Consider the following 13,276-nt stretch of genomic DNA (forward strand, 5'->3'; position numbering starts at 1 on the left):
GGTTGCTGGGAAACATCATAAGCGGTACGGCATCTTGTGCTGGACGGTCGAGATAAAGAAACAGCGCCAAATGGCACTGTTTCTGTCTTCTTCATATTGAATGATTAAACCCGGAACTGATTGACCAATTGCCCCAGATTATCACCACTGTGAGACACGGTTTGACTGACTCTGGCCGCTTCTTCGCTGGAGTGCAACAGCTCGGCGACTATCTCCTGAATGGCGTAGATATTACGGTTGATCTCTTCGGTCACCGAACTCTGCTCTGTGGCGGCGGTGGCGATTTGGGTACTCATATCATTGATGGAGGTGACAGAGCTGGTGACGGCTCCCAGACTCTCGGAAATCAGCCTGGAAGATTCGACACTGCGATGGCAGCTTTGCTGGCTCTCTTCCATGGCACTCACCGCCTGGCTCACCAGACGATACAGCTCGCTGAGCATCTCGTTGATCTCCAATGTGCTGGCCTGAGTGCGGCTCGCCAGGCTGCGCACTTCATCGGCCACCACGGCAAAACCGCGCCCCTGCTCACCGGCACGAGCCGCTTCAATGGCCGCATTGAGTGCCAACAGATTGGTCTGCTCGGCAATGCCGCCGATGACAGACAGCACGCTGTTAATCTTCTGCGACTGCTCGTTGAGCGACTGAATATGGTCGGCGGCGCTGTTGATTTCCGCCATCAGAGTGGAGATCTCGGTCAACGAAGTATCGACGCACTCCTGGGCCTTGGCCACTTCATCGCTCGCCACATGCGTCGCCTCCGCCACCTGGGTGGTGTTCATCGCCACTTCCTGGGCAGTGGAAGACATCTCTGTGATGGCAGTCACCACCTGATCGGTTTCATTGTTGTGGTTGGCCAACTGCGCCGCTATCGCCTGAGTCTGGGCATGAATAGAACCAGAGGCATCCTGCACCTCGTGGGTAGCGGTAGTCACGTCACGGATGATGTGTTGCAACTTGTCGACAAAGCGGTTGAATGCCTGCCCCAGCTGGGCAATCTCATCTTCACCGTGCACCTGCAGACGCTTGGTTAAATCCCCTTCCCCCTGAGCGATATCGTTGAGGTTATCCAGCATGTTGCGGATAGGAGTCACAGTGCGCTGAGCAGCAAACAATATGAGCGTTGCGGTGACCAGAGTGATGACTATGACTATCATCAACGTCAGCCACAGCTTACCTTCCATGTCTTCCAATGCGGTCTGTCGATATTCGGCCACTGAGGCTTCGATATCATCCACATAGGCGCCGGTGCCTATGATCCAGTCGGTGCCTGGAACCATGGCGGCATAACCTATCTTTTCCACCAGCTCGTTGGTGCCGGGTTTTTGGTAGTAATAGGTGAGAATACCGTCACCACTGCGGGCTGCATTCAGCAAGCCCACTATGATCTTGGTTCCCTTGGGATCTGTCATCCCTATCTGATCTGTACCTTCAAGCTTGGGCAACAGGGCATGAAACAGGTTTTTACCTTTGCCATCATAGACAAAGAAATAACCTGCGCTGCCAAAGCGAACATCCCGCAAGGCCGCCTTATAGTCTCCGCCCTGACTGCGCTGAAAGCTGACAATCTCTTTGGCGACTTCGGTCACATGCACCAACTCCTGACGACGCTCGTTGAGCAGCTTTTCTCTGAAATTGGTAATTTCGCTTTCAAGCGCATCCGACTCTACTGTCCAGGACGCCAGCATCAAGACAATGGAAACAGTCAACAATGGCAACAGGGCAAGCAGCAGTAACTTATTTCGTAAACTCAGACTGGACACTTAGGTTTCCCCCGGGAATGGAATATCTGCAAATTATAGTAACTTTGTTCACTTTAAGTTCGTATAAAAAATGCCTGAGATCAAAGTTTAACCATTTGTTTTACATGAAGAGAGTGGAAATAGCACCCATTGCTGCAAATCCGAGCACCAAAAACACCAGGGGCAAACGCCACAGCTTGAGCAACATAAAGCCCGCCAGCACCATGGCCATATCAACCGGGCGGGTCACAGCACTGGTAAATACCGGTTGATAGAGGGCACTCGCCAACAAACCAACGACAGTGGCATTAATCCCCATCACCATGGCAGCCATTTTCGGGCGTTCGGCGATTCCCTGCCAGCCTCGGATCACCGCCAGCAGCAACAGAAAACCGGGCAGAAAGATGGCTAACGTTGCCACCGAGGCGCCAACTAGGGCATCTTGCGGCCACAGTTCGGCGCCCAGATAGGCGGCCAGACTGAACATGGGGCCGGGAACGGCTTGCGCCAGGGCGTAGCCGGTGAGGAATCTGTCATGATCTATGCTGTTTGCCAGTTGGCTCTCCAGCAAGGGCAGCACCACATGGCCGCCGCCGAATACCATGGCGCCGGTCTGATAAAACTGTTTGAAGAGTTCAGCCAGAGGGTGAGCAAGCAAGGGGCCGGTGAGCAGCAGTAAAAATAGAAATATCAGTAAAGCACTCCAGTTGAGCTGCATACTTCCCGACTTGGGCGGCGCTGGAGCCTCACGATTGAGCCCATAAAGACCGACAATGGCACCGGCAAGCAACAGCAGCAATTGGGTCAAATTCCCCGGCCACAAAAGCAGAATCACAGTACTCAGCAAGGCCAACATCCGGGTGATATGGCTGCGGCAAAACTGTTTGAACATACCCCAGGCAGCATCGGCGACCACCACCACAGCCAATAACTTGAGTCCGGCGATAACCCCCTGAAATAAATCACTGGAGAGGTATTGATAGCTGCTGACCGCCAGCAGAAACATCAGTAGAAACGAAGGCAAGGTAAAACCGATAAAGGCCAGTATTGCCCCGGGCAAGGCGCCGCGGCGGTAACCTATGGCAAAGCCGACCTGGCTGGATCCCGGGCCGGGCAGAAACTGACTCAACGCCACCAAAGAGGCGTAATCTTTGTCATCGAGCCAGCCCAACTCCTCGACGAAAGTCTTGCGAAAGTAACCTATGTGCGCCGCCGGGCCGCCAAAACTCACCAACCCCAAGGAAAAAAAACGTACAAAAATCTGCCACATCTGTGTTCACTCTACCCTTGTTCAGTTCGGCTCCATTGTATGACATAAGTGTGACACTTATCTTATTATCAACAGCTTTTAGTCTGTGGGAGCCCAATAAGAAAAACCCATGAACAGACGACTGAAAGTCCGTCCTCGCCTGTCAAACAGCCGCTCTTGAGGCAAGAACAGCCGCCAAAGTCCGTCGCTTCCCAAGAGTGAATTCCGAGACGGAAAAGAGAGTCAAGTTGACGGGAAATCATCTCACTACAACCCAGATCTGCACCCACTAACCGGCAAGTGTATTCGCTCGAAATCAGCCACGGTTTCCAGGCGGCTTTCTCTATGCCAGGTTCCACCCTCTCAATGAAACATAATTCAAACATTTAATATTTATTCAAAACAATCAATAACCAATGCAGTAAAAAAACCTCAGCCATCGTTTAACCCTAAACACAAACCCAGCAAAAATAACATCAAAAAACCAGAACCCCACCATGTAACAACGCATCGCCACTTTTGACACCCGTCAACCTTTAATGCATAGATATTCACATAGACATCAAATACAATCACCGCAAAAGAACCAAAAACATAATACTTATGTAGCATTTTGTAACTTGGTTAAATTTTTACAGACTTTTAACAAGTGTTTGTTTAGATTCACTGAGAGTTCGCAGGAAGTAAGAAGTAAGCTATGAAGCTATGGTGGTACGCGATATTGATGCTTGGCCTTCAGTTGCCCCTGACTGCGGCAGCTGAAGAAAATGCGACGGAAACTGTCCCTGTGGATGAGTTCAGACTTGCCCTCGCCCTGGGATATGGCCGCCTGGATAATCCCAGAGTGCATGCCAAGCCCATAGAAACCTTCCTGCTGCCATCCTGGAGCTACTACTCAGAACGCTTCTATCTGGAAAACTTTACTCTGGGCTACAGCCTCTATGAGTCGGACAACTGGTTATTCGATCTGCAAACCAAGCTCAATGAAGATGGATTCTTTTTCGAGTTTGATGGCCTCCACAAATTGTTTTTGAGCGACATCATAGGCTTCTCCCCCTATAAGGGACAGGTCATACGCCCCAACGGTAACAGCGAACCTATCCTTGACGAAATCCAGCGTCACATCTCCTATCTGGGCGGAGTTTCCGTCACTTGGGTCACGCCCTACACGGATATCAATCTGGGCTTGTTTCAGGACATTTCCGGGGTACATGACGGCAATGAGCTGCAGCTCAGATTGAAAAAGAGCCTGCTCTACTCTTGGGGAGCCCTTGGGCTTGAGCTAGGCGCGATTCGCAAGAGTGAATCCCTGGTGCGTTACTACTATCAGCTTACGCCGGAAGAAAGCGGACCGCTGAGACTGAGTTACACCCCCTCGGCCAGTATCAATTATCACGCCCGACTGCTGGTTAATCTGCCACTGTGGCAGGATATCAACCTGGTGATGGTAACCGAATACACCTGGCTTGACTCGGGAATCACCAACAGTCCCATGATAGACAAGGATGGCTATCTCTCAGGTTTCATCGGTTTGAGTTATCGGTTTTGAGGGCTCTATGAATCGATGGCTACTGTGGTTACTCATGCTGATAAGTCCTTGGGCAAGCGCCTTGGGAGAAGAGCTTTGGCTGGCGCCGGATACCTGCGCCATGACCAATCAGGAATCGGAATGCAAGCTGCAACTGCAACTCGAGTTTCACAGCCAACAGCCTCGCTCTCTGTGCCTTTGGCTGGCCAACAGCGCAGCGCCTTTGACCTGTTTTCATCAACGCCGTGACTTCAGTTACAAGCTGCAACTAAGCCTGGTCAGGGATACGCTTATCGAGCTCAGGGATCAGCAAAACCGCACAGTTGCCAGCCGCTTGCTCAGAGTGGCTATCTACGAGCCCGTCAGTCGCAGACGGCGGGGCCTGAGTTGGGATCTGCTATGAAAGAAAAAATACTCCTGATTGAGGATGATCTGCCGCTGGCGGAACTTATTTGCACTTATCTGGCCAATGAAGGCTTCGAGCTGGTTCATCTGGACAATGCCGAAGCTGCGCTTGCCCGTCAGGACAGTGACAGTTTCAGCCTGATCCTCTGCGATGTGATGCTGCCCGGTGAAGATGGCTTTGGTATCTATCCCCGTTTGGCGGCCTGTTATCCCTGCCCGCTTATCTTCCTCACCGCCCGCGACAGTGAAGGCGATCAGATCCTGGGATTGGAGCTGGGCGCCTGTGATTATCTGCTCAAGCCCGTGGTTCCCCCCTTGCTGCTGGCACGAATACGTACTCAACTTCGTAACAGGCAACAGCTGCCCGGACGCAAAACTTTGTGTCTGCACGATTTGCAGCTTGATCCCAATCAGCAGCAGGTGCTTCTGGCGGGCTCGGCATTGGCCTTTACCACCAAGGAGTTTGAACTCCTGTGGGTGTTTGTGCTCAACGCCGGTCGGGTATTGTCACGGGAGTATCTGTTCGAGCAGTTTATCGGCCGCGCCTATGACGGCCTGGACAGAGCCATAGATCTCAAGGTCAGCAGGCTGCGCAAACGCCTTGATGAGCTGCAGATAAGCGGCCTGCAGATCACCACAGTGCACGGCAAGGGCTATCTGTTCAACTACCAGCCCAATCAAGCCATGATCAGGATTCAGGCATGAAGTTTCAGTTTTACCGACTGTTTGGGTTTCTGCTGCTGTCCTGCTCCCTGCTGCTGTGGAGCTTTGGCCAACTGACAGATCAATATCGCAGCGAAGAGGCCAGCTATTTGATCTCGGTGGACGACTTATTGCAGACCCGGGGACAGGGCGCGCATCTCTCAACTCTTGCCGCCGGCAGTCTGGCACTGCCCACTAGCCTGAGACAGCTACTCAATGAGGGGCAGACCTTGGCGCTGCGTCACTCCAGCGGCGAGCTCTATTACTACAAGCAAGGCTCAGGCAGTGAGCTACTCAGATTTGGCCCGGTAACAGAGAAGCAAGACAGGGAGGATGTCACCAGTTTGATCTTGCTCGGTTTCTATTCCAGCCTGGCCCTGGTCGCCATCTTGCTTATCTGGCCTGTGTTTCGCGATCTCCATACCCTGCAACAGAGCGCTATTCGCTTTGGCCGTCAGCCTTCGCTGCAACCGCTAACCATACGTAAAAGCTCGGCTATCTTTCCGCTGGCTCAGGCGCTTTATAGCATGAGCCACCAGATAGTGAGTTTTGTCCAAATGCATAAAGAGTTATCCCATACCATCTCCCACGAAGTACGCACTCCGCTCGCGCGAATGCGCTTTGCCCTTGAGCTGAGCAAGCAACAGATGGAGCCTCAATACGCAGCGCGCCTGGTCCAGGACATAGATGAGATAGAACAGTTGGCAGCCAACTATCTCTCTTTTGCCCGCCTGGAACATAAACAGGGAGAACTATGCCATTCGCCTCAATCCATCGCTGACTTTATTCAGGCGCTTGAGCAGAAATACAGCCTCTATAGCCGTGACTTCCAGATAGGATTTCACTCTGTGCCGGGCCAGGCACAATTCGATAAGACGGCAATGAATGTGGCCTGCCAGAACCTGATCCAAAATGCCATGCGTTTCGCCGAAAAAGAGATACAGGTGAGTTTCGAGCAAAGCGAAAGCCATAACTGCCTCAGAGTCGAGGATGATGGCCCGGGCTTTGAAGATAAAGGCAAAAAACTACTGGCGGCCTTTGCCAGAGATGCCAAACAGAGTGATGGCAGCGGCTTTGGCCTGGGGCTTTATATAGTGCGCAAGATTGCCATCTGGCACGGCGGCAGGCTGGAGCTGAGCCACTCGCAATCGCTGGGCGGCGCCGCCATCAGCCTGTGTTGGCCAAGAGCATAGAAGCCACTGTCTTAGCCGCGACTCAGCAGCACCAATACCTCGTAGTGATCCGTGTGCGGAAACATATCGAACAGCTGCACCTTGCGCACACGATAACCACTGATAGCCGCCAGATCTTTGGCCAAAGATTCAGGGTTACAGCTGGAATAAAGCAGATGCGGCGGCGCAAAGGTCGAAATGGCCTGGCAAAGCTCGGCGCCTATGCCACGTCTCGGCGGATTGACTATCATAAGATCCGGCACTTGTCCCGAGGACTGCGCCGCGGCAAAACTGCCCGAATCCAGCGCCTTGAAGTTCACCCGCTCAAGCCCCAGCTTTTCGGCGGATAACTTGGCGCAGACGATGGCTTCAGCCTCGATTTCAATCCCTGTAAGCTCTGTGTCTTTATTGGCACAATGCAGCCCAAAACCGCCGACACCACAGAAGAGATCCCAAATCGACTCAGGCTTCAGCTCACTGACCCAGTCTTTGGCGCTCTGATAAAGGGCCGCCGCCACTTGTGGGTTGGTTTGAAAGAAGCTCTTGGGGCGGATATAGAGAGGCACGCCATTGAAGGACTCCTCCAGACGCTGCGCCTCGGTAAGAAAAATCTCCTGCTCACCTTCGAGCCTGGCCATATGAACCGGCTGCAGATTCACAGATACCAGCTTGATGGCAGGAAACTCGGCCAGCAGCTTTGGCAGTTCACGCTCAATCCGTTCAATGGATTGCCTGGAGCGCAACACAAACCTGAGCATAAAGTCGCCGCTGATTTCGGCGCGGGTCAACAACACAAACTTGAGTTCGCCCTTGGCCTTATCTACCCGATAGGGTGGGATCCCGGCCTGACGCACAAACAGCTCAAGCCGATGCAGCAAGGCCTGCATATCGGCAGGATAGAGAGGACAATCACACAGGCTCACGGCCTCACCAATCGGGGAAACTATCCCCAAAATGGGTTGATGGGCGGCCCCGAGTGCCACCATCTTGGCCTTGTTGCGGAAACCCAGGGACGGCCCGCTGACCGGGGCCAAGAGTTCAAAGGGCGTAAAGGGGCTGAGCAACTGAGCCAACTGCTCACTCTTGGCGGCCAGTTGTTGCGCCATTGGCGTTTCTATGTGAGTACAGGAGCGGCACTTGCCCTGCGCAAAAAAGTCACATCTCACTCTGATATATCCCAAGTTTCCAATTCAGCCCGGCGGCAAAAGCGGCACACTTTAGCCTGTTTCACCCTAAAAATCATCCCAGCATCAGCTTGTCGACATCCGCTTTGGGGCTGCGTTTGCCAAGTACCTTGCTTATCTCTGCCGTCACCGCCTTGGCGGTAGCACGAAAGGTGGTTAACTTGCCGCCGTAGAGCGTCAGCAACCTGGGATGGGAATAACGCTGGTACAACTGTACCTCCCGCGGCCGACCAAAGGCATCGCCATCGCCCTTGGGCAGCACTCGCATGCCACTGAAATGCGCCAATACCTTGGCTTCAAGTGCCTCTATAGTGACAGCACCCGTGAAACTGCCAGAGCCTCCAAAATAGTGCCGATAGATCCCCAGCAGATAAGCTATCTCCTCTCGGGTGATCTGCGGAATCGGTCCCTGGCAGAGGGTCTCAGTGGTGCCTATCAGCGTCTTGCCGTACCAAGGCATCACGAATACCACCCGCTCATCGAGGCAGGATTCCAGATAGAGCACCCCGTGCGGCGCAGGAATATCCAGAAGCAAATGACTCCCCTGCACCCAGTCTATTGCCGTCTGGGCTATGGGCGGTGTCACCCGCGCCAGCAGTTCGTTGACAAAGGCGCCGGCGGCGTTGACCAGAAAGCGGCAGTGCAACATTTTGTCGCCATCCGCATCCCGGTAACTCAGCTTACATCCCTGAGGCTCATGCTCTATTGTCAAACACTCGGCGCCCTCGCGGATATCGGCACCGAGCAGCCTGGCACTGTCGGCCACCGCCTTGGTCAGCAAGGCATCATCCGTCTGGGCATCCCAGTATTGGAACATATGGGTCATTCCCGCCAGCTTGAGTCCGGGAAAGCTCCCCCAAGCCCTGGCAGGCAGGCTACGAAAACGGCCCAGGCGGTCAAACTCGCTCAGCAAGCCGTAGAGGCTGAGGCCGGCCCTGAGGGTCAAGGCGCCGCGGCGACTGTCACGATAAACCGGGATAAAGAAAGGGACGGCCTTGACCAGTGTCGGCGCCAGACGCAATAACTCGCGCCGGGCCCGCAGCGATTCGCGCACCAGATCCAGTTGCCCGGATTCGAGATAACGTAAGCCGCCATGGATCAGTTTGCTGGACTGGGAGGAGGTGCCTGCCGCCAGAGTGGACTTTTCCAATAGCACCACGGAATAACCGGCTGCCGCCGCGCACTGTGCCACCGCCACCCCGGATATGCCGCCACCTATGATTGCCAGATCGACCTGTTCCATCAGCCTCTTTCCGTTAACGTTCCAATTGCAGCCACAGGGTGTCACACAAGCTTTTCAGTTGTTGCAGCTCCGCCTGCGGCATGGCGCTGCGACACAGCATCTGCTCGGGCACATCGGCGGCGCGCGCTTGCAAAGCCAGCCCGGCATCAGTGAGCGTCAATACCCGCACCCGCTCGTCCTGTTCACTGCGGCCTCTTAACAGCAAGCCTTTAGTTTCCAGGCGTTTGAGCAAGGGGGTCAAGGTGCCTGAGTCCAGATGCAAACGCTCACCCAGCGCCTTGACACTGATGCCCTTGTGTTGCCAAAGCACCAGCATGGCCAGATATTGCGGATAGGTAAGATCCAGGGCATCCAGCACAGGCCGGTAGGCCCGCACCATAGCATTGGCGGCGCTGTATAGCGAAAAGCAAACCTGGTTTTCCAGGCACAGGGGCTCGTTTGACATATGCAAACCCTAAACACAATTTAATTGTGCGCAATATACTTGCTTTTGTAACAAATATCGATCTATCATTGCCAGCAATTAGATTGTGCACAATTTAAATTAAGGAAACTACTATGCTCTATCACACTCAAGCCACAGCCAAAGCCGGCCGCAACGGCGAAGTAGCCACTCATGACGGTGCCCTGTCATTGACCCTAAGCTATCCCAAGGAGATGGGCGGGACAGGAGCCGGGGCCAATCCGGAACAGTTGTTTGCCGCCGGTTACGCCGCCTGTTTCTCCAACGCCATTTTACATGTGGCGCGCCTGGGTAAAATCAAGCTTGCCAGTGCTCCTGTCACCGCCGATGTCGGCTTGGTCAGTCAAGATGGTGGGTTTGCGCTGCAGGTATCTCTGGCTGTCACTCTGCCGCTCGCGCAGGCCGAGGCCGAAGCCTTGGTACTCAAGGCCCACAGTGTTTGCCCCTACTCCAATGCCACCCGCAACAACCTTGATGTGGGGCTCACTGTGAATGACATTAAGATCAACTGAAGCTCTGATATTATTTAGAGCTAAGGAAGGTGCGAACAAGTCCCATGTGTGCTCTGCGTCGGCTTACAGGCCTGGATGCAAGGCGTGATTCGCAGCAAATGGCTCTAGTCCTTTGCAAGAAGCACAACACAGCAGGCTGGCCCGTAAGCCACGCCCTTCGGGGCTTTCACAGCAACCGGCTCTCTGCGTTATCCGACTTCGACAGGCCCCGGCATGCCTTCAGTCAGATGCCTTGAATGCCAATTGCTGTGTAAGCCAGAGTGCCACGAGGACTTATTCGCACCTTCCCTAATATTCAGTCAATTTATTGGCAAGAATATAAATAAATGTCGCAGCAATTGAAATTATATTTGTTGCGACATTTTTCCGTCATTCATTCTGTATTATGACGCTGTCATTCAGCAAAGGTTGATATTCATATAAAATTGATTTTTCCTGGACAATCGATTAAATTTGCGCCTCAAAAGTGGACGTGAGCAATAATAAAGTCATAGTCAAAGGAGAATGATATGCGCGCCCTGATTCTGGGGTTACTGCTGTTTACCGGCGCGACCCAAGCCACCTGTGAGAAAAGCGTTTTGCTTGGCAATGTCGATTATGCCAAGAACAGCTCTTATTTCAGTACCCAGGATTCTTTGCAACTGGATAAAATTGTTGCTGATAATAGCGATAATTCAAGCGGCTATCTGTTATTGGAATTCAATATGGATAAGTCTATCGGCGATGAAGATTTACAAAAATATAATATGTGGCTTGCCAATAGACGAATTGAAAGGGTTAAAGAATATTTAACCGCAGCACACTTCTCTCACCCCATAGTCACTCGTATCCGCACGGCAACCCATAAAGATAACCGCGAAGTGAGTCTGCATTGGTGTAATAACCAACAGATGATGGCGACGATTGAAAAGCCAAGCGCCGCCGAATAACTAAGTACTTTCAAGATCCACAAATGAATGCCCCTTAGGGAAGGTGCGAAGTGGCTTACAGGCCCGTAAGCCGATGCAGGCACACATGGGACTTGTTCGCACCTTCCTTAGACATTGCGCTAGAGTTTAAAACGGCCGACTTCACGGCGCAGCGAATCTGACAACTCCGCCAACTCCTGCGCTTTGACAGTGGCGCTGTTGGCCTCCTGTGACAGGGTTTGAGAAACCTCACGAATCGACTCGGTATTACGGTTGATTTCGCTGGTGACAGAGGTTTGCTCTTCGGCCGCTGTAGCTATCTGGCTGGCCATATCGGATATCTGGGTGATCGCTTGGCTTATCTGCTCCAGACTGGCACTGGCCGATTCGGCATCCATCACACTGGTTTCGGCCATCTGATGACTCTGAGCCATGGAATTCACTGCCTTGGAAGCGGTTTTTTGCAAGGTCTCAATCATGGTCTGGATCTCTTGTGTCGACGCATGAGTGCGCTGCGACAGCACCCTGACTTCATCAGCCACCACGGCAAAGCCACGCCCTTGCTCACCGGCTCTGGCGGCTTCGATGGCGGCGTTCAAAGCCAACAAATTGGTCTGCTCGGCAATACCGCTGATGGTCAGCAAAATGCTGTTGATCTTCTGTGAGTGCTCGTTGAGCTCGCCGATGATCTGACTGGCGGTATCCACTTCCTGCGCCAGGCTACGAATCGACTCCTGGCTCTGCAGCACCTGCTGTTGTCCACTGCCTGCCAGGCCGACCGCCGACTGCGCCGTCTGTGCCGTCAGTTCGGCATTGCTGGCGATCTCCTCGGTGGCACTGGCCATTTCGGTCACAGCGGTTGCCACCATAGTGACTTCGTCCTGCTGCACTTCGATGCTCTGGCTGTTACTCTCGGCCGAATGGCGGGTCTCCTGTGCCTGGCCTCCCAACTGCTGGGCTATGTCACTCATACGGGAAATCATGCCGTGCAGGCGTTCAACAAAACGATTAAAGCCGGCGGCGAGCATGCCTATCTCATCGTGCTGATTACGGGTCTCGATACGGACTGTGAGGTCCCCCTCCCCTTCGGCAATATCGTTGAGCGCCTTGGCCAGACGTTCCAGATCGCGGAACTGGCTCTTGAACACCAATACCAGCAACAGACCAAAGCCCACCAAAAACAACACGCCCACCGCAGACATCCACCATGCCAGCTCGGTAGCCTCGGCCATGATGCTTGCCTTGTCCATCACAAACATCAGTGCCCAATCTGTATGAGGCACTGCCGCCACGTAAAACAGCTTGCTGCTACCGTCGAATGCCATCTCATCCAGGGTATTGGCGCTGATCCTGGCGCTGAGCCACTGAGGATTGAAGGCACTGCCAAGACGGCTGAACTGCTGACCGTTCAGGTCCTTGTCCGGATGACTGATAATCAAGCCTGAGCGTTCAAGCATCACGGCATAGCCGTCACCCGGCACCTTGAGGGTTCGCACCGCATCTGTCAGTTGATCTATGGTGAGATTAGCCGCTGCCACGCCCTGCAGGCGACCGCTGTTCATTACCGGTTCGGCTATGGTGACCACCAGCTTTTGCAATGTGGCACTGACATAAGGTGCCGTCATTATCATGGCTCCTTCCCGCTTGGCATCCTGATACCAAGGGCGAACCCGGGGATCATAGCCAGCCGTATTCAGGCTGGGATCCTGACGGTACATGTTGCCCTGCTCATCGCCGTAGTAGGTCAGCGCAAAACCGCTGGCCTCATGGGCCTGCATCAGAAAAGGGGTGATATTGACCTCAGGGTTCCGCTGCAGCGTGCCCTTGATGCTGCTGATCGCCTTTTGTCTGTCATACATCCACTGCCCTATGCCGCCGGCAAAGGTGTTCGCCAATTGATCGACCTCGCGCTGGGTTCGCTGCATGGCATTATCACGAATGGAAGAGGAGGAAAGGCCAACCAGGGCGGCAACCGTAAGCAAAACGGCGCCCAGACTGACCAGCAGTAAGCGGGTTTTAAGCGTGAACTGCATAAGAAGTCCTATAAATTTTTAGGGTGGAGTAAAAGTTTAGCGGCAAAAAAATAAATTACTGAAGTCGCTTACCACAATGGCACTATTCGAATGCGGTTTTATTACTCAAAGCTTAACAAATGTCCATGTGTCTCA

General features: G+C 53.4%; 12 protein-coding genes. 6 read left to right on the plus strand and 6 right to left on the minus strand.

Going from position 1 to position 13,276, the window contains the following annotated elements:
- Positions 1-104: 104 nt before the first annotated feature.
- Both ACSHSR_RS17750 and chrA read right to left on the minus strand, forming a co-directional pair.
- Positions 105-1,763 carry a methyl-accepting chemotaxis protein gene (locus ACSHSR_RS17750; RefSeq protein WP_107110797.1) on the minus strand — a complete coding sequence of 553 codons (1,659 nt, stop codon included), beginning with the start codon at positions 1,761-1,763 and terminating at the stop codon, positions 105-107.
- Between the two features lie 100 nt (positions 1,764-1,863).
- Entirely contained in the window at positions 1,864-3,012 is a 1,149-nt protein-coding gene (chrA, locus tag ACSHSR_RS17755) for a chromate efflux transporter (protein WP_208149986.1), read from the minus strand.
- Between the two features lie 676 nt (positions 3,013-3,688).
- Here chrA and ACSHSR_RS17760 point away from each other — a divergent pair.
- Genes ACSHSR_RS17760 through ACSHSR_RS17775 form a run of 4 tightly spaced genes read left to right on the plus strand, consistent with a single transcriptional unit; the run spans position 3,689 to position 6,819 of the window.
- Positions 3,689-4,540, plus strand: coding sequence for a MipA/OmpV family protein (locus ACSHSR_RS17760; RefSeq protein ID WP_335899708.1), 852 nt, complete (start codon positions 3,689-3,691; stop codon positions 4,538-4,540).
- A 7-nt stretch (positions 4,541-4,547) separates the two neighbouring features.
- Positions 4,548-4,922 (plus strand): DUF3019 domain-containing protein, encoded by a 375-nt coding sequence (locus ACSHSR_RS17765; protein ID WP_037436155.1) that lies wholly within the window; start codon positions 4,548-4,550, stop codon positions 4,920-4,922.
- Positions 4,919-5,629, plus strand: coding sequence for a winged helix-turn-helix domain-containing protein (locus ACSHSR_RS17770; protein WP_479631004.1), 711 nt, complete (start codon positions 4,919-4,921; stop codon positions 5,627-5,629). Before ACSHSR_RS17765 ends, ACSHSR_RS17770 begins: the two co-directional genes overlap by 4 nt.
- On the plus strand, positions 5,626-6,819 hold the full coding sequence (locus ACSHSR_RS17775; RefSeq protein ID WP_479631005.1) for an ATP-binding protein: 1,194 nt from the start codon (positions 5,626-5,628) through the stop codon (positions 6,817-6,819). The genes ACSHSR_RS17770 and ACSHSR_RS17775 overlap by 4 nt, the downstream gene beginning before the upstream one ends.
- Positions 6,820-6,830: 11 nt before the next feature.
- On the opposite strand, the gene rlmC is transcribed toward ACSHSR_RS17775, so the two are convergent.
- From rlmC to ohrR, 3 genes are all read right to left on the minus strand, one after another.
- Complete coding sequence (rlmC, locus tag ACSHSR_RS17780) at positions 6,831-7,964, minus strand: 23S rRNA (uracil(747)-C(5))-methyltransferase RlmC (protein WP_109247859.1); 1,134 nt, start codon at positions 7,962-7,964, stop codon at positions 6,831-6,833.
- A gap of 73 nt (positions 7,965-8,037) precedes the next feature.
- Complete coding sequence (locus ACSHSR_RS17785; protein ID WP_345844969.1) at positions 8,038-9,225, minus strand: FAD-dependent oxidoreductase; 1,188 nt, start codon at positions 9,223-9,225, stop codon at positions 8,038-8,040.
- 13 nt (positions 9,226-9,238) lie between these two features.
- The gene (ohrR, locus tag ACSHSR_RS17790) at positions 9,239-9,670 is read right to left on the minus strand and encodes a transcriptional regulator OhrR (RefSeq protein ID WP_025888690.1); all 432 of its coding nucleotides are present in this window, start codon (positions 9,668-9,670) and stop codon (positions 9,239-9,241) included.
- Between the two features lie 113 nt (positions 9,671-9,783).
- On the opposite strand from ohrR, the gene ACSHSR_RS17795 reads away from it, so the two are divergent.
- A complete protein-coding gene (locus tag ACSHSR_RS17795) occupies positions 9,784-10,200 on the plus strand; it encodes an organic hydroperoxide resistance protein (protein ID WP_025008945.1) in 417 nt (138 codons plus the stop codon).
- Positions 10,201-10,709: 509 nt separating this feature from the next.
- Positions 10,710-11,129 carry an OmpA family protein gene (locus ACSHSR_RS17800; RefSeq protein WP_044735148.1) on the plus strand — a complete coding sequence of 140 codons (420 nt, stop codon included), beginning with the start codon at positions 10,710-10,712 and terminating at the stop codon, positions 11,127-11,129.
- 119 nt (positions 11,130-11,248) lie between these two features.
- Here ACSHSR_RS17800 and ACSHSR_RS17805 read toward each other — a convergent pair whose 3' ends face one another.
- A complete protein-coding gene (locus tag ACSHSR_RS17805) occupies positions 11,249-13,141 on the minus strand; it encodes a methyl-accepting chemotaxis protein (RefSeq protein WP_096140975.1) in 1,893 nt (630 codons plus the stop codon).
- Positions 13,142-13,276 lie beyond the last annotated feature (135 nt).

It is taken from the genome of Shewanella sp. VK101 (genome assembly GCF_056497865.1).